Consider the following 15,951-nt stretch of genomic DNA (forward strand, 5'->3'; position numbering starts at 1 on the left):
GACGGTAGAAAGTGGGAGTACGGCCCTTCGGCGGGCCTGCCCGGAGCCTGTCGAAGGGCTCGGGGCGAGCGAGTGGTTTAGCGCGCGATCGGCACGTAATTCAGCGTCTCCAGCGCCGCCATCAGCGGTCCGCGATACTGCACGGGCACCGCCTGCGTCCCCATCGCCCACGCCATGATGTCGACATCCTGTTCCTCGAGCAGCGTCTCGAACAGCGCGATCTCGTCGTCGCCCCAGCGCACATGATGCGCATCGAAGAAGCCGCCGATCAGCAGATCGGCCTCCTTGGTGCCGCGATGCCATGCGCGAAAGCGCAGCCGCTTCAATCGATGTTCGCGATCCATGCCACCTCCAACGCCGATAAGCCGGCGGGCGCTGGCGGCGACCGTCGGCTGGTGTATGGGGGGCAGATAGGCATGCGACCCGATTTGCTCAATCCACTGTTCGCCGAAGTCACTGCGCTCAAGGGCGTGGGACCGGCGCTCGCCAAGCCGCTCGAACGGCTCAAGCTGTCGCGCGTGGTCGATGTCGCGTTCCACATGCCGACGGGCTGGGTCGATCGCGTGCCGCGCGACGAACTCGACGCCGCCGATGCCGGCCGCGTCATCGCGATCACGCTCACCGCGATCGACTATCGAAGCTCGCAAGGCCGCGGACCGAACCGCGCGCGCGCGGTGGATGCCAAGGGCAACACCGTCAGTCTCGTCTATTTCGGCGGCCATTCGGGTTGGGTGAAGAAGCTGTTTCCGCTCGGCGAGCCACGTTTCGTGTCGGGCAAGCTCGAACTCTATGGCGAGGAATTGCAGATCGTCCATCCCGACATTGTCGTGCCGCCTGCCGAAGCCGAGACGGTGGGCGGGCGCGAGGCAGTGTATCCGCAGGCCGAAGGCATCAATTCGAAGCGGCTTGCGGGCTTCGCCGCACAGGCGATCGAACGCGCGCCCGATCTGCCCGAATGGATCGAGCCGAGCGTGCTCGCACAGCATGGCTGGCCGGGCTGGCGCGCGGCGCTGGCGGCGATCCACGCCGATCCCGCCGATGCCAGCGCGCGCGCGCGGCTCGCCTATGACGAGCTGTTCGCCAACCAGCTCGCGCTGCTGCTGGTGCGCGGCGAGGCACGCGCCAGGCGCGGGCGCGCGCTGGCGGGCGACGGGCGGCTGCGCGCGCGGCCGAACCTGCCCTATGCCCCAACCAGCGCACAGGCGCGCACCATCGCCGAGATCGAGGGCGACCTGGCGCAGAGCCGCCCGATGCTGAGGCTGCTCCAGGGCGATGTCGGATCGGGCAAGACGCTGGTGGCGACGATGGCGCTGCTGATCGCCGCCGAGGCGGGCGCGCAGGGCGCGCTGCTGGCGCCCACCGAAATCCTCGCGCGCCAGCATCACGAGAACCTCTCGCGGATGCTGGCGGGCATCGCCAGCGTCGCCATCCTCACGGGACGCGACAAGGGCCGCGTGCGCGAGGGCGTGCTGATGGGCCTCGCCGACGGATCGATCGACATCCTGATCGGCACCCACGCCATCTTTCAGGACACGGTGACCTATCGCGATCTGGGGCTGGTGGTGGTGGACGAGCAGCATCGCTTCGGCGTCGCGCAGCGGATGCTGCTGCAAGGCAAGGCGCAACGCCCGCCGCATCTGCTGGTAATGACCGCCACGCCCATCCCGCGCACGCTGACGCTGGCGCAATATGGCGAGATGGACGTCAGCCGACTGGACGAGATGCCGCCGGGCCGCGAGCCGATCGAGACGCGCGTGGTGTCGGAGGACCGGCTGGCCGAAGTGGTCGAGGCGCTGGGGCGGCATCTGGAAGGCGGCGGCCAGGCCTATTGGGTGTGCCCGCTCGTCGAGGAAAGCGAGAAGTCCGATCTTGCCGCCGCCGAGGAGCGCGCCGAGACGCTCCGCCGCCGCTTCGGCGACGATGCCGTCGCGCTGGTGCATGGCCGCATGAAGCCGCCCGAAAAGGACGCCGAGATGGCGCGCTTCTCCTCGGCGCGCGCGGGCGTGCTGGTGGCGACGACGGTGATCGAGGTGGGCGTCGACGTGCCCAACGCGACGCTCATCGTCATCGAACATGCCGACCGCTTCGGCCTTGCCCAGCTGCACCAGCTGCGCGGGCGCGTGGGGCGCGGCGGCGGGAAGTCGGTCTGCCTGCTGCTGCGCGGCGCGACACTGAGCGAGACGGCACGTGCGCGCCTGGCGCTGATGCGCGAAAGCAACGACGGCTTCCGCATCGCCGAGGAGGATCTGCGGCTGCGTGGCGCCGGCGAGCTGCTGGGCACGCGCCAGTCGGGCGAGGCGGCGTTCCGGCTGGCCACGCCCGAACTGCTCAGCGAGCTGCTGCCGATTGCAAACGCGGACGCGCGCCTACTCGTCGATCGCGACGGCGGCCTCGCCGGCCCACGCGGCGCCGCGGCGCGGCTGGCGCTCTATCTGTTCGAGCGCGATGCAGGGGTGGCGCTGCTGCGATCGGGGTAGCGCTTCACGCCTACCGTTCGTGCTGAGCCTGTCGAAGCACTGCTCTTTCTTGGAAGAACGGCACTTCGACAAGCTCAGTGCGAACGGGAGGGGGCAACGCTTCCCCATACAACCGACAGCGTTGCCCCTGCCCGCCCTCTCGCCTATCAGCCGCCGCCATGATCCGGTTCGACGGCATCACCGTTCGCCTCGGCGGCAACACCATCCTCGACGGCGTGTCGGCGGCCCTGCCGCCCGGCGCGCGCGTGGGGCTGGTGGGCCGTAACGGCGCGGGCAAGTCGACGCTGATGCGCGTGCTGACGGGCGGGCTCGAACCCGATTCGGGTGGCATCGATCTGCCGAGCGGCGCGCGGATCGGCTATCTCGAACAGGAAGCGCCCGCAGGCGACGGCACGCCGATCGCCACTGTGCTCGCCGCCGATCGCGAGCGCGCCGAGCTGATGGCGATCGCCGACGACGAAGCCGATCCGGTTGCCGCCGCTGCCGCGCACGAACGGCTGAACGCGCTGGGCGCGCATGCCGCCCCGGCGCGTGCCGCGCGCATCCTTGCCGGGCTCGGCTTCGACGAGGCGGCACAGCACTGCCCGCTCGACAGTTTCTCGGGCGGCTGGCGGATGCGCGTGGGGCTGGCGGCGCTCCTGTTCTCGCAGCCCGATCTGCTGCTGCTCGACGAGCCATCGAACCATCTCGATCTCGAAGCGACCTTGTGGCTCGAGGATTTCCTGCGCTCCTATTCGGCAACGATGCTGATCGTCAGCCATGAGCGCGATCTGCTCAACAACGTCGCCGACCACATCCTGCATCTCGATCACGGCCGCACGCAGCTGTACGTCGGCGGCTATGATGCGTTCGAGCGGCAGAAGCGCGAGCGCGCCGCGCATCAGGCCGCCGCGCGCGAGCGTCAGCTGGCCGAGCGCGCCAAGCTCCAGGCGTTCGTCGATCGCTGGCGCTACAAGGCGCACAGCGCCCGCCAGGCGCAGAGCCGGATGAAGGCGCTGGCGAAGATGGAGCCGGTGGCCGCGATGGCCGACGATCCCAGCCTGGTCTTCGATTTCCCCAGCCCCGCCGAACTGAAGCCGCCGCTGCTCGTGCTCGATCAGGCCGCTGTCGGCTACGAGGCGGGTAACCCCATCCTCAAGCGCCTGAACCTCCGGCTCGATCCCGACGATCGCGTCGCGCTCTTGGGCCGCAACGGCAACGGCAAGACCACGCTGGCGCGACTGCTGGCGGGGCAGCTGGCGGCGATGGACGGTACGATGACTGCCGCGGGCAAGCTGCGCGTCGGCTATTTCACCCAGTATCAGGTCGAGGAACTCGATTCGGACGACACGCCGCTCGATCACATGGCGCGGCTGATGCCCGGCGCGCCGCCCAAGGCGGTGCGCGCGCAGCTCGGGCGCTTCGGCTTCACCGGCGACATGGCGACGCGCAGCGTCGGGCGCATGTCGGGCGGCGAGCGCGCGCGTCTGGCGCTCGCGCTGGTGACGCGCGACGCGCCGCACCTGCTGATCCTCGACGAACCGACCAACCATCTCGACGTCGACGCGCGCGAGGCGCTGGTGCAGGCGCTGGCGGCGTTCGAAGGCGCGGTGGTGGTCGTCAGCCACGACCGCCACATGCTCGAACTCACCGCCGACCGGCTCGTGCTCGTCGACGGCGGCACCGCGCGCAGCTTCGACGGATCGATCGCCGACTATACGCAGATGGTATTGGGCCGCGACGGCGCGGGAAGCGCCTCGTCGCCCGCAAAGGCCGCGAGCAACAAGGCCGAAGCGCGTCGCGCATCGGCCGAGGCGCGCGATCGCCAGCGCGAACTGCGCAAGGCCGCCAAGGCCGCCGAGAGCGAGATCGCGAAGCTCGAAGCGCGCCGCGCGGTGCTCGACCGCGCCATGTTCGAGCCAGGATCGGCCGCCCCCGCCGAGGCCGGCCGAACGATGACCGACCTCCTGCGCGAGCGCGCCGAAGTCTCCACGAAGCTCGAAGCCGCCGAAGCGCGCTGGCTCGAAGCCGCCGAGGCGATCGAAGGCGACATGGCCGCCTGATCGCCGCGCCGGCTCAGCCGAGCACCGCGGTCAGGTTGAGAAACTCGTGCAGCCCCCATGGCCCCAGCTCGCGCCCATGGCCCGACCGCTTGATGCCGCCGAACGGCGCTTCGGGGATCGAGGCGAGCATCCGGTTCACCGCGATCATGCCGGCGGCGATGTCGCGTTCGAAGCGTTCGCGCTCGCCGGCATCCTGCGTCCACACGCTCGACCCCAGCCCGAACGGCACATCGTTGGCGAGCGCGATGGCATCGTCGATATCGGCGGCGCGGAACAGCATCGCGACGGGGCCGAACAGCTCCTCCTGCGCCGTCGGCGCGTCGCGCGGCACGTCGACGAGAATGCCCGGCGTCAGATACGCGCCCGGCATCGGCGGCTGCTCGGCACCGAACAGCAGGCGCGCGCCCTCGGCCTGCGCCTTGGCCACCTGATCGACCACGGTATCGCGCTGCTCGAAGCTCGACAGCGGCCCCATGTCGACATCGTCCATCGGATCGCCGATCGTCACCGCGCGCATCGCCGCCTCGAACCGCTCGAGGAACGCGTCGTACACATCGGTGTGGATGATCATGCGCTTGGCGCAGATGCACGATTGCCCGGCATTCTGGATGCGCGCCTTGGCGGCGACCTTCGCCGCTTCGTCGAGATCGGCCGAGGGCATGACGATGAAGGGGTCCGACCCGCCGAGCTCAAGCACCACCTTCTTGAGCAGCCGGCCGGTGGCTTCGGCCACCTTGGCGCCGGCTCCCTCGCTGCCCGTCAGCGTCGCGGCGACGATGCGATCGTCGGCGAGGATCGCCTCGACCGCCTGCGACTTGACCGCGAGATTCTGGAACAGTCCCGCCGGCGCACCCGCCTTGTCGACCATCTCGACGATCGCCTGCGCGCAGCCCTGCGTGATCGAGGCGTGCTTGAGCAGGCCGACATTGCCGCCCAGAAGCGTGGGCGCAAGGAAGCGCACTACCTGCCAATAGGGGAAGTTCCACGGCATGATCGCGAGCACCGGCCCCATCGGGCGCCACAGCGCGCGTGCCGGCGTACCGTCGGCGGTCGCGATCGTCACCGGCTCGAGCATCGCCGGGCCGTGCTCGGCGTAATGACGAAGGCCCGCGGCGCATTTGTCGACCTCGGCGAGCGCCGACTTGTACGTCTTGCCCATTTCACACACCGCGATGCGCGCGAGCCGCTCGCGCTCGTGCTCGAAGGCGTCGGCGATGCGCGCCAGCAGGGCTGCACGCTCGTCAGCCGGAGTGAGCCGCCACTTGCGCCACGCCTTGTCGGCGGCGGCGAGCTTGGCTTCGATCGCGGCCTCGTCGTCGATCGGCAGCGCCTCGCCGGGTTGGCCGGTCGCGGGGTTCGTCGTCTGGAACATCGGTTTCCTCGTTGCGAATGGGTGATCGGCACAGCCAACGTGCCGATGTGCGCGGGAGTTGCAACGCGCCCCCCGTCTGCCGCATAGCGTGCCGCATGGCTGAAGATGCGGGCATCACCGGGCTTTCGTTCGAGGAAGCGCTGAAGGAACTCGAACGGATCGTCGCGCGCCTCGAAAGCGGCGATGCACAGTTGCAGGAGGCGATCGACCTCTACGAACGTGGCGACCGGCTGCGCCGGCAATGCGCCGCGCGGCTCGATGCCGCGCAGGCGCGGATCGAGGCGATCCGGCTCGATGGCGAGGGCCGCCCCGCCGGCACCCAGCCCTTCGGCAATTCGTGAGCGGGTTCGTGCGCCACGCCTCGATGCCGCTGCAAGCCGCGCTGCGCGAGGTCGCCGACGATATCGATCGCCGCTTCGACAGCCTGCTCGCGGTACCCGACGATCCGCGCGCCGACCTGTATCGCGCGATGCGCCATGCCGCGATCGGCGGCGGCAAGCGGCTGCGGCCGCTGCTGGTGGCGGCGACCGCGCGGCTGTTCGGCGTCGATCGCGACTGCGCCGGGCGCGTCGGCGCAGCGATCGAGTGCATCCACGTCTACAGCCTGGTGCATGACGACCTGCCCGCGATGGACGATGACGACCTGCGCCGCGGCAAGCCCACGGTGCACAAGGCCTATGGCGAGGCCATCGCGATCCTCGCGGGCGACTGCCTGCATGCGCTGGCATTCGAGATCCTTGCCGACGACAGGACACATGGCGACCCCTATGTTCGCGCCGAACTGATCCAGTGCCTCGCGCACGCCTCCGGTCCCGCGGGGATGGGCGGTGGCCAGATGATGGACCTCGAGGCCGAGAAGACGAGCTTCGACCTGCCCACCGTCACACGGTTGCAGGCGATGAAGACCGGCGCGCTCATCGCCTGTTCGGTCGAGAGCGGCGCGATCCTTGGGCGCGTGCCACCCGAGGGGCGCACGGGGCTGCGCGGCTATGCGCGCGACGTGGGGCTCGCCTTCCAGATCGCCGACGATCTTCTCGATGTCGAGGGCGACGAGGAAGCGGTCGGAAAGGCGCTGCGCAAGGACGGCGATGCGGGCAAGGAGACGTTCGTGTCGCTGCTCGGCGTCGATCGCGCGCGCGAGCAGGCTCGGCTGCTGGTCGAGCAGGCGATCGACCATCTGCACAGCTTCGGCAACGAGGCCGACCTGCTGCGCGATATCGCCCGCTTCACGCTCGAGCGCGATCGCTGAGCCGGAGACCCGCATGACGCAGCGCACCGCCGTCTATCCCGGCACCTTCGATCCCGTCACGCTCGGCCACATGGACATCATCGGCCGTGCGGCGCGCATCGTCGACCGGCTGGTCATCGGGGTGACGACCAACCCCTCCAAGTCGCCGATGTTCGCGCTCGACGAGCGGCTCGCGATGGTGCGCCGCGAGGTCGAGGGCATCGACGGCGAAATCCATGTCGTCGCGTTCGATTCGCTGCTGATGGACTTCGCCGAGCGCGAGGGCGCCGAGATGATCGTGCGCGGGCTGCGCGCCGTCTCGGACTTCGAATATGAATATCAGATGGCGGGCATGAACCAGCAGCTGAACGACCGCATCGAGACGGTATTCCTGATGGCCGACGTATCGCTGCAACCCATTGCCAGCCGGCTGGTAAAGGAAATCGCGCTCTATGGGGGCGATATCGGCCGCTTCGTGTCGCCTTTGGTCAAGGCCGAGGTCGAGGCGCGCGTCGACGCGGTCGGCCGCAAAGGCAGCTGACCGCCGCCCGCACCCGCTTTGCGCTGCGGCGCTTTTGTTCTACCAGAGCGCCAGATCGCGCTTTCCATACCGGGGTATCCATGCGTTTCCTTTCAGCCTTGCTCGCGCTTGTCGGCTTGTGCACCGCGCTGCCTGCCGCCGCGCAGATCGTTCCCGTCACCGCCACGGGCCGCGCGACACCGCCGGCGACCACCGACAAGGAGAATCTCTGGCTGCTCGATCTATCGACCGGCGGCCGCGTCACCATCTGGCTGCGCCCCGATGTGGCCCCCAAGATGGTCGAGCGCGTCAAGACGCTGACGCGGCAGGGCTTTTACAACGGCCTGCCCTTCCACCGCGTGATCGAGGGCTTTATGGCGCAGGGCGGCGATCCCAAGGGCGACGGCACCGGCGGATCGCCGCTGCCTGACGTCGAAGCGGAGTTCAACTATCTGCCGCATGTGCGCGGCGCCGTCTCCGCCGCGCGCCAGGGTGCTCCCGACGATGCGCCCGCCGAGGTGAAGACCGCGGCCGAGAACAGCGCCAACAGCCAGTTCTTCATCGTGTTCACGCCGCGGCTCAGCCTCGACAAGGAATATACGGTGTTCGGGCGCGTGCTGAGCGGCATGGAGCATGTCGACGCGATCCCGCGCGGCGAGCCGCCTGCCGCTCCCGCGACGATCGTGCGCGCCTATATCGCCGCCGACAACCCGCCGCCCTTCCAGGCCGTGGCGCCCGCGCGTGCGACGCTCCCCGAAGGCGAGCAGGAAGTGACGCTGCCCGGCGCGAGCGACGACTGAGGCGCACGTGGCGCGCATTCGATGAACGTTGACCTGTTCGATTTCGCGCTGCCGCCCGAGCGTATCGCGCTGCGCCCGGCAAGCCCGCGCGACGCCGCGCGAATGCTGGTGCTCGACGGGTCCGACACCCGCGACGCCTCGGTGCGCGACCTGCCCGGCTGCCTGCGCGCAGGCGATTGCCTGGTGTTCAACGACACGCGGGTCATCCCTGCGCAGCTCGAAGGGCGCCGCGGGGAGGCGCGCATCGGCGCCACGCTGCACAAGCGCGAAGGGCCGCGCCGCTGGCGTGCCTTCGTGCGCAACGCGAAACGGCTGCGCGAGGGCGACGCGATCGATTTCGGCGCCGGTGTGTCGGCGATCGCCTCGGATCGCGGCGACGATGGCAGCTTCGCGCTCGATTTCGCCGGCGACGAACCCGTCGAGACGCTGCTTGCGCGCGCGGGCACGATGCCGCTGCCGCCCTATATCGCGGGCAAGCGCCCCACCGATGCGCGCGACGCCGAGGATTACCAGACGATGTTCGCCGCCGAGCCCGGCGCGGTCGCGGCCCCGACGGCGGCGCTGCACTTCAGCCCCGCACTGATGGACGACTTGGCAGCGGCGGGAATCGAGCACGCCACGCTGACGCTGCATGTCGGCGCGGGGACATTCCTGCCGGTCAAGGCCGCCGATACCGCCGAGCACCGGATGCACGCCGAATGGGGCCGCATTGACGCGACGACGGCCGACCGCCTCAACGCCGTGCGCGCGCGCGGCGGCCGCGTGATCGCGGTAGGCACTACCAGCCTGCGCCTGATCGAGAGCGCCGCACGCGATGACGGCAGCATCGCCCCGTTCGAAGGCGACACCGCCATCTTCATCACGCCGGGCTACCGCTTTCGCGGCATCGACGGGCTGTTGACCAATTTCCACCTGCCGCGCTCGACGCTGTTCATGCTGGTCTCGGCGCTGATGGGGCTCGATCGGATGCAGGCGGCCTATGCGCACGCCATCGCCAACGACTATCGCTTCTATTCGTACGGCGACGCTTCGCTGCTGCTGCCCTGAGGCGTCAGGCGAGTTCCTCGTCGGCGAACGTCTCGGTATCGATCTGCGCCTGCATCGGTGCGGCATAGCGCGCGCCGCGGATGGTGCCGGCCGCGAACACCGCGCTCGCCTTTTCGAGCAGCGCGGGCTCGAGCGACAACGTCGCCGCCGCCAGATCCTCGTCGAGATGCGCGATGCTGCGCGTGCCGGGTATCGGCACCACCTGCTCGCCGCGCGATAGCACCCAGGCGAGCGCGAGTTGGGCCGGCGTAACGCCTGCATCAGCGGCCAGCGCCTCGAAGCGTGATACCGCCGCCAGATTGTGGCGCAGATTGTCGCCGGTGAAGCGCGGCATGTTGCGGCGGATATCGCCCTCGACATAGTCGTCGCTGCGTACCGCACCAGCGAGCAACCCGCGCGCGACGGGCGAGAAGGCGACGAAGCCAATGCCGAGTTCGCGACAGGTGTCGAGCACGGCGATCTCGGGATTGCGCACGACCGGCGAATACTCGCTCTGCACCGCCGCCACCGGATGCACGGCATATGCGCGGCGGATCGTTTCGGCGCCCATCTCGCTGAGGCCGATCGCGCCGATCTTCCCCGCTTCCTTCGCCCGCACCAGCGCGCCGACCGATTCCTCGATCGGGACCCTCGCGTCGAGGCGATGGAGATAATAGAGATCGATATGGTCGGTGCCGAGGCGCTGGAGCGCGCCGTCGAGCGTGCGCGCGATCGCGGCGGGCGAGCCGTCGAGCCCGCGCTTGCCGTCATGCAGGTCGAGCACGCATTTGGAGGCGAGCACGAACTCGCCGCGGCGGTGCATCACCGCCTTGGCGATCAGCCGTTCGTTGGCGCCACCACCATAGAGTGCCGCGGTATCGAGCAGCGTCACGCCCTGGTCGAGCGCATGGTTGAGCAGCCGCGCGCCCTCGGCTTCCGAGGGCGTCTCGCCGTAGGCGTGGCTGAGGTTCATGCAGCCCAGCCCGATCGCCGAGACGCGGATGCCGCCGATCGAGCGGACGGGAAGCATGGTCATACGGGCAATCCTACGTAATTCTCGGCGATGGCGGTCTGCATCGCCGTCGATTCGGCGACATAGTCGAGCTCGGCGCGCTGCATCCGGTGCTCGAACGCGCCGTCTTCGGGAAAGCGATGCATCAGCCGCGTGAGCGACCAGCTGAAGCGCTCGGCCTTCCAAACGCGCGCCAGCGCGCGTGCCTGATAGCCGTCGATCCCGCGCGTGTCGCCATGCTTGAGCGCGGCGATAAGCGCCTCGCCCAGATACACCACGTCGGACGCGGCAAGGTTCAGCCCCTTGGCACCGGTGGGCGGTACGATATGCGCGGCGTCGCCGGCCAGGAACAGGCTGCCGCGCCGCATCGTCTCGAACACATAGGAGCGCAGTGGCGCGATCGACATTTCGAGTGCCGGACCGCGCACCACCGGCCCGTCGGCAAGCGGCGCGAAACGGCGGTCGAGCTCGTCCCACAACCGCGCCTCGGGCCAGTCCTCCACACGCTCGGTCAGCGGCACCTGAATATAGTAGCGGCTGCGCGTAGGCGAGCGCATCGAGGCGAGCGCGAAGCCGTCGGCGGTGTTGGCGTAGATCAGCTCGGGGTGGCACGGCGGCACATCGGCAAGGATGCCGAGCCAGCCGAACGGATAGGCGCGCTCGAATTCCGGCCCCGCACCCACCGCCTTGCGGCTCGGCCCGTGGAAGCCGTCGCACCCCGCCACGAAGCGCGCCTCGATCCGCACCTCCTCGCCCGCATGGCGACAGGTGACGACAGGCGCGTCGCCGTCGATATCGTGGATCGCGACGTCGCTCGCGTCGAACAGCACGGGCAAACCGCGCGGCTCGGCGGCCTCGATCAGGTCGCGCGTCACCTCGGTCTGGCCGTAGACGGTGACGTGGCGGCCCGTCAGCGCCTTCACGTCGATGCGGATGGTGCGATCGTCGGTGGCGAGATTGAAGCCCTCCTCGATCAGCCCTTCGGCGTCGAGCCGTTCGGCAATGCCGAGCGAGCGCAGCAGATCGGTTGTCACGCTCTCGAGCACGCCGGCACGGATGCGGCTTTCGACATGCGCGCGGCTCTGGCGTTCGACGACGATGCACGCGAGCCCCGCCTGGCGCAGCATGTGGCCGAGCAGCATCCCCGCCGGCCCCGCACCGATGATGACCACATCGGTGCGGCGCACGGCCACGGTCATGCCTGCAACTGGCGCTCGAGCGCGTCGAGCACGCGGTAGCACGGCAGCACCTGCGCCACCGAGCTGTTGGGCTCGCGCCCCTCGCGGATGGCGCTCACGAACTCGCGGTCCTGCAACTCGATACCATTGGTCGATACCGCGACGCCCGACAGGTCGATCGGCTCCTCCTTGCCCGTCACCAGATCGTCGTAGCGCGCGATCCAGGTGCCGTTGTCGCAGATGTAGCGGAAGAAGGTTCCGAGCGGCCCGTCATTGTTGAAGCTGAGCGACAGCGTGCAGATGGCGCCGCTTTCGGCCCGAAGCTGGATCGACATGTCCATCGCGATGCCGAGTTCGGGATGCAGCGGCCCCTGCACCGCATTGGCCTGCACGATGGGGCCCGCCTGATAGGCGAACAGATCGACGGTGTGCGCGGCATGGTGCCACAGCAGGTGATCGGTCCACGAACGCGGCTCACCCTTGGCGTTCATGTTCTTGCGGCGGAAGAAATAGGTCTGCACGTCCATCTGCTGGATCGCGAGATCGCCCGCCGCGATCTTGTCGTGCAGATATTGGTGGCTGGGGTTGAAGCGGCGCGTATGCCCCACCATCGCCACCAGTCCGGTTTCCTGCTGCTTGGCGAGCACGGCTTCGGCATCAGCCAGACTGTCGGCCAGTGGAATCTCGACCTGCACATGCTTGCCGGCGTCCATGCACTGGATCGCTTGCTCTGCGTGCATCTGCGTCGGCGTGCAAAGGATGACGGCATCGACATCGTCGCGCGCAAGGCTTTCAGCGAGGTCGGTGCAGGCATGGCCGATGCCGTATTTGTCGGCGACCGCCTGCGTCGGTTCGAGCCGCCGGCCGACAAGGCTTACGACCTCGACGCCGTCGATGTTCTTCAGGCCATCGAGATGCTTTTCACCGAACGCGCCGGCGCCTGCGAGGGCAATGCGCATGATCGTTTCTCCAGATTGATCGTCGCCCCAGCGAAGGCTGGGGCCTTTGGCCGCACGAGGCCCCAGCCTTCGCTGGGGCGACGGCGGCCGGATGTCACTCGGCCGCGATGGCCTGCTGCACGCTGTCGCTGCCCGTCATGTCGTATCCTTCGCCATTGTCGGGGCGCAGGACCATGTGGCCGATCGCGGTGTTCGAGCACGGCACGTGATAATGCCGGTGCAGCGCGCGCGTCTTCTTGCCCAGCGCGCCGCGCATCACGAGCCACATCACCATCTCGATGCCCTCGGAGCCCGTCTCGCGCAGATATTCGATGTGCGGAATGCGGCGCAGATGATCGCTGTCACCCACCAGCCCGTCGAGGAAGCGGTTGTCCCATTCCTTGTTGATGAGGCCGGCGCGCGGCCCCTGAAGCTGGTGGCTCATGCCGCCGGTGCCCCAGACCTGCACGTTGAGGTCCTCGGGGAAGCTCGCGACGGCACGCGCGATCGCCTCGCCCAGCGCCCAGCAGCGATTGCCCGAGGGCGGCGGATAGGTGACGACGTTCACCGCCAGCGGCACGACCTTCACCGGCCACGCATCGGGCTTGCCGTACATCATCGACAGGGGGACGGTCAGGCCATGATCGACGTCCATCTCGTTGATGATCGTCATGTCGAACTCGTCGAGCACCAGGCTCTGCGCGATGTGCCAGGCAAGATCGGGATGCCCCTCGACCTCGGGCACCGCGCGCGGGCCCCATCCCTCGTCGGCAGGCTTGTAGCGCTCGCCACAGCCAATCGCGAAGGTCGGAATGATCTTCATGTCGAACGCCGACGCGTGATCGTTGTAGACGAGGATCACGACATCGGGCTTCTCGGCCTTTTCCCATTCGCGCGTCCATTCATAGCCGGCGAAGATGGGGCCGAAATAATCGTCGCTATCCTTGTTGAAATCGGATGCGACGCCGAGCAGCGGCACATGGCTCGATGCCACGCCTGCGGTAATCCTGGCCATGTCAGCGGGCCTCCTTGATCGAACGATTGCCCTCGGGCGAACGGCCGCCCGCAAGCATCATCTTGGTGTAGGTGTCGAAATCCATGTCGGTCATCGTCGAGACGGCCTGCGCAAAACTCTGCCCGTCGGTCGAGAACAGCTTCGACAGGAAATAGACGTTGCCGCCCAGTTCCAGACAGCGATTGTAATCGCGCTTGAGGATCGCGTCCTTCTGTTCGTCGGACAGCGGCCATTCGTTGAGATACGCGGCCTCGTCGGCGCGGAAGCGCTCGCGTGCCTCGTCCTTCATCAGGCTCATCGCGAACTGGTTCATGTGATAGCCGGCGCGCGCGCGCTTGGCGGTGAACACCTTGGTGCCCGGAATGTCCTCGAACTCGGCAAGATAGGCGTGGATGTCGCGCGGACCGTTCGCGCTGTCTTCGGGGGTCATAGCCCTCGCTCCTTCAATTTGGCGTCGAGCCGGGGAAAGACGCGACGCGCATTGGCTTCGTAGATTGCATGGCGCTGCTCGTCGCTGATCGGCAGCGCATCGACATAGCGTTTGGTGTCGTCGAAATACTGGCCGGTGGTGGGATCGATGCCGCGCACCGCGCCCACCATCTCGCTACCGAACAGGATGTTCCTGGTGTCGATCACCTCGGCCAGCAGGTTCACGCCCGGCTGGTGATAGACGCAGGTATCGAAGAACACGTTGTTCATCACATGGCCGTCGAGCGCGGGTTTCTTGAGCATGTCGGCAAGGCCGCGATAGCGCCCCCAGTGATAGGGCACCGCCCCGCCGCCATGCGGGATGATGAAGCGCAATGTGGGAAAATCGGCGAACAGATCGCCCTCGATCAGCTGCATGAAGGCGATGGTGTCGGCAGCGATGTAATAGGCGCCCGTCGCGTGCATCGCCGGGTTGCAGCTGCCCGACACGTGGATCATCGCCGGCACGTCGAGCTCGACCATCTTCTCGTAGAAAGGATACCAGAAACGATCGGTGAGCGGCGGATGCTCGAACCGCCCGCCGCCGGGATCGGGATTGAGGTTGCAGCCGATGAAGCCGAGCTCGGTGACGCAGCGCTCGAGCTCGGCGATCGAGCCCGCCATGTCGGCCTTCGGGCTTTGCGGCAGCATGCACACGCCAGCGAAGGTTTCGGGGTAGAGATCGACGCAGCGCGCGATCAGGTCATTATTGGCGCGCGACCAGGCGATGGCGACCTGCTCGTCGCCCACATGCGGCGCCATGGCGGAAGCGCGCGGCGAAAAGATCGTCATGTCGGCGCCGCGCTCGCGCAAAAGCCGCAACTGGTTCGCTTCGAGCGTCTCGCGGATCTCGTCGTCGGTGATTGCGGGATAGGCGGGTGGCGCCTCGCCTGCCTTGAACGCCGCCTTCTGCGCCTCGCGCCATTCCGAATGCGCGGCGGGAGCGGTGGTGTAGTGACCGTGGCAATCGATGATGAGCGTCACGCGGCATCCTTCAAGCGCTGGAGAAACGGCAGCAGCGTGCGCAGCTTGTGCGCCAGCCCGGCAGGCGGCGCGGCGTGCAGCCGGCCGATCGCACGCTGGCGCTCGGCAGTGGCTCGGCTCATCGCGCTGCCGGTACCGAGCGCATCGAGCGTTGCGACCACTTCGTCCATCTCGGCCGCGCGGCGCGCGCCGTGCACCATCATGCGATCGAGATTATAGTCGAAGCGGCGCGCCCAGTCGGCGCCAGGCCAGCTGGCATCGAGCGAAGCGACTACGGCGTCGCGCACGCCCGCCGCCTCGGCCGCGAGCGCGCATTCGGCACTGAGCGCCTCTAGCCCCTTGACCATCACCGATCGGATCATCTTGATCGCCGATGCGTCGCCGATCTTCGGCCCCGCAACCGCGACGCTAGTGAAGCCGAGCGCGGCAAGCGCATCGAGCGCAGCCGCCACATCGGGGCCCGATACGAGCAGCGGCACTGTCAGCCCCGCAGGCTCGACGGGCGCCATCACCGCGACATCGACATAGCGCGCGCGCTCGCCGATCGCGGCGGCAGCGGCGCGCTTGGTGTCGGGTGCCACCGAGTTCATGTCGAGCCACAGCGCACCGGGTTCGATCGCTGGCGCGGCCGTTCGGGCCGCCACGAGCGCATGATCGGCGGTGACGAGCGACAGGATCATGCGCGCACCGCGCAAGGCATCAGCGGGCGTATCGCATGCCGTCACGCCGGCTCGCGCGCAGTCGGCGCGCTTGCCCTCGCGCAACGACGCATCGTCGAACTTCAGGTCATAGCAGCGCCCGCCGGGCCGGGCGAATGCCATCGCCGCCTCGCCGAACCCGATAAAGGTCGCGCCACTCTCCATGCCGTGTCCGTAACGCGCACGTCTGCAC

16 protein-coding genes are annotated in these 15,951 nt (G+C 68.4%); 7 read left to right on the forward strand and 9 right to left on the reverse strand.

Features of this window, described 5'->3' with window-relative positions:
* Positions 1–77: 77 nt before the first annotated feature.
* Entirely contained in the window at positions 78–344 is a 267-nt protein-coding gene (locus FBR43_RS01310; protein ID WP_136941431.1) for an FAD assembly factor SdhE, read from the reverse strand.
* Positions 345–416: 72 nt separating this feature from the next.
* On the opposite strand from FBR43_RS01310, the gene recG reads away from it, so the two are divergent.
* Positions 417–2,477, forward strand: coding sequence for an ATP-dependent DNA helicase RecG (gene recG / locus FBR43_RS01315; protein ID WP_136941432.1), 2,061 nt, complete (start codon positions 417–419; stop codon positions 2,475–2,477).
* Between the two features lie 158 nt (positions 2,478–2,635).
* The gene (locus FBR43_RS01320; RefSeq protein WP_136941433.1) at positions 2,636–4,519 is read left to right on the forward strand and encodes an ABC-F family ATP-binding cassette domain-containing protein; all 1,884 of its coding nucleotides are present in this window, start codon (positions 2,636–2,638) and stop codon (positions 4,517–4,519) included.
* A 13-nt stretch (positions 4,520–4,532) separates the two neighbouring features.
* Here FBR43_RS01320 and FBR43_RS01325 read toward each other — a convergent pair whose 3' ends face one another.
* A complete protein-coding gene (locus FBR43_RS01325) occupies positions 4,533–5,891 on the reverse strand; it encodes an NAD-dependent succinate-semialdehyde dehydrogenase (protein WP_136941434.1) in 1,359 nt (452 codons plus the stop codon).
* Between the two features lie 95 nt (positions 5,892–5,986).
* On the opposite strand from FBR43_RS01325, the gene FBR43_RS01330 reads away from it, so the two are divergent.
* The 5 genes from FBR43_RS01330 (at position 5,987) to queA (ending at position 9,486) form a co-directional block, all read left to right on the forward strand.
* Positions 5,987–6,232 (forward strand): exodeoxyribonuclease VII small subunit, encoded by a 246-nt coding sequence (locus FBR43_RS01330; RefSeq protein ID WP_136941435.1) that lies wholly within the window; start codon positions 5,987–5,989, stop codon positions 6,230–6,232.
* A gap of 23 nt (positions 6,233–6,255) precedes the next feature.
* Positions 6,256–7,140, forward strand: a complete 885-nt coding sequence (locus tag FBR43_RS01335) for a polyprenyl synthetase family protein (protein ID WP_136941776.1) — start codon at positions 6,256–6,258, stop codon at positions 7,138–7,140.
* 13 nt (positions 7,141–7,153) lie between these two features.
* Positions 7,154–7,660 (forward strand): pantetheine-phosphate adenylyltransferase, encoded by a 507-nt coding sequence (coaD, locus tag FBR43_RS01340; RefSeq protein ID WP_136941436.1) that lies wholly within the window; start codon positions 7,154–7,156, stop codon positions 7,658–7,660.
* A gap of 80 nt (positions 7,661–7,740) precedes the next feature.
* Positions 7,741–8,439, forward strand: coding sequence for a peptidylprolyl isomerase (locus FBR43_RS01345; RefSeq protein WP_136941437.1), 699 nt, complete (start codon positions 7,741–7,743; stop codon positions 8,437–8,439).
* 21 nt (positions 8,440–8,460) lie between these two features.
* Positions 8,461–9,486, forward strand: coding sequence for a tRNA preQ1(34) S-adenosylmethionine ribosyltransferase-isomerase QueA (gene queA / locus FBR43_RS01350; protein WP_136941438.1), 1,026 nt, complete (start codon positions 8,461–8,463; stop codon positions 9,484–9,486).
* Positions 9,487–9,490: 4 nt separating this feature from the next.
* Here queA and FBR43_RS01355 read toward each other — a convergent pair whose 3' ends face one another.
* The 7 genes from FBR43_RS01355 to FBR43_RS01385 form a co-directional block, all read right to left on the reverse strand.
* A complete protein-coding gene (locus tag FBR43_RS01355; protein WP_136941439.1) occupies positions 9,491–10,501 on the reverse strand; it encodes an aldo/keto reductase in 1,011 nt (336 codons plus the stop codon).
* Positions 10,498–11,676: a 4-hydroxybenzoate 3-monooxygenase gene (gene pobA / locus FBR43_RS01360; protein ID WP_136941440.1), complete on the reverse strand. Its 1,179-nt coding sequence runs from the start codon at positions 11,674–11,676 to the stop codon at positions 10,498–10,500. The genes FBR43_RS01355 and pobA overlap by 4 nt, the downstream gene beginning before the upstream one ends.
* The gene (locus FBR43_RS01365) at positions 11,673–12,614 is read right to left on the reverse strand and encodes a Gfo/Idh/MocA family oxidoreductase (RefSeq protein WP_136941441.1); all 942 of its coding nucleotides are present in this window, start codon (positions 12,612–12,614) and stop codon (positions 11,673–11,675) included. Before FBR43_RS01365 ends, pobA begins: the two co-directional genes overlap by 4 nt.
* Before the next feature lie 94 nt (positions 12,615–12,708).
* Positions 12,709–13,608 (reverse strand): class III extradiol dioxygenase subunit beta, encoded by a 900-nt coding sequence (locus FBR43_RS01370; protein WP_136941442.1) that lies wholly within the window; start codon positions 13,606–13,608, stop codon positions 12,709–12,711.
* Position 13,609: 1 nt separating this feature from the next.
* The gene (gene ligA, locus FBR43_RS01375; protein ID WP_136941443.1) at positions 13,610–14,038 is read right to left on the reverse strand and encodes a protocatechuate 4,5-dioxygenase subunit alpha; all 429 of its coding nucleotides are present in this window, start codon (positions 14,036–14,038) and stop codon (positions 13,610–13,612) included.
* Positions 14,035–15,060, reverse strand: a complete 1,026-nt coding sequence (locus tag FBR43_RS01380) for an amidohydrolase family protein (RefSeq protein ID WP_136941444.1) — start codon at positions 15,058–15,060, stop codon at positions 14,035–14,037. The genes ligA and FBR43_RS01380 overlap by 4 nt, the downstream gene beginning before the upstream one ends.
* A complete protein-coding gene (locus FBR43_RS01385; protein WP_136941445.1) occupies positions 15,057–15,923 on the reverse strand; it encodes an NAD(P)-dependent oxidoreductase in 867 nt (288 codons plus the stop codon). The genes FBR43_RS01380 and FBR43_RS01385 overlap by 4 nt, the downstream gene beginning before the upstream one ends.
* Positions 15,924–15,951: the final 28 nt, after the last annotated feature.

This window comes from Sphingomonas baiyangensis, assembly GCF_005144715.1.
In the GTDB taxonomy this organism is placed as follows: domain Bacteria; phylum Pseudomonadota; class Alphaproteobacteria; order Sphingomonadales; family Sphingomonadaceae; genus Sphingomonas; species Sphingomonas baiyangensis.

Coding starts and splice junctions, on each gene's coding strand:
- FBR43_RS01310 (WP_136941431.1), bottom strand. CDS start 344: ATGGATCGCGAACATCGATTGAAGCGGCTGCGCTTTCGCGCATGGCAT.
- recG (WP_136941432.1), top strand. CDS start 417: ATGCGACCCGATTTGCTCAATCCACTGTTCGCCGAAGTCACTGCGCTC.
- FBR43_RS01320 (WP_136941433.1), top strand. CDS start 2,636: ATGATCCGGTTCGACGGCATCACCGTTCGCCTCGGCGGCAACACCATC.
- FBR43_RS01325 (WP_136941434.1), bottom strand. CDS start 5,891: ATGTTCCAGACGACGAACCCCGCGACCGGCCAACCCGGCGAGGCGCTG.
- FBR43_RS01330 (WP_136941435.1), top strand. CDS start 5,987: ATGGCTGAAGATGCGGGCATCACCGGGCTTTCGTTCGAGGAAGCGCTG.
- FBR43_RS01335 (WP_136941776.1), top strand. CDS start 6,256: ATGCCGCTGCAAGCCGCGCTGCGCGAGGTCGCCGACGATATCGATCGC.
- coaD (WP_136941436.1), top strand. CDS start 7,154: ATGACGCAGCGCACCGCCGTCTATCCCGGCACCTTCGATCCCGTCACG.
- FBR43_RS01345 (WP_136941437.1), top strand. CDS start 7,741: ATGCGTTTCCTTTCAGCCTTGCTCGCGCTTGTCGGCTTGTGCACCGCG.
- queA (WP_136941438.1), top strand. CDS start 8,461: ATGAACGTTGACCTGTTCGATTTCGCGCTGCCGCCCGAGCGTATCGCG.
- FBR43_RS01355 (WP_136941439.1), bottom strand. CDS start 10,501: ATGACCATGCTTCCCGTCCGCTCGATCGGCGGCATCCGCGTCTCGGCG.
- pobA (WP_136941440.1), bottom strand. CDS start 11,676: ATGACCGTGGCCGTGCGCCGCACCGATGTGGTCATCATCGGTGCGGGG.
- FBR43_RS01365 (WP_136941441.1), bottom strand. CDS start 12,614: ATGCGCATTGCCCTCGCAGGCGCCGGCGCGTTCGGTGAAAAGCATCTC.
- FBR43_RS01370 (WP_136941442.1), bottom strand. CDS start 13,608: ATGGCCAGGATTACCGCAGGCGTGGCATCGAGCCATGTGCCGCTGCTC.
- ligA (WP_136941443.1), bottom strand. CDS start 14,038: ATGACCCCCGAAGACAGCGCGAACGGTCCGCGCGACATCCACGCCTAT.
- FBR43_RS01385 (WP_136941445.1), bottom strand. CDS start 15,923: ATGGAGAGTGGCGCGACCTTTATCGGGTTCGGCGAGGCGGCGATGGCA.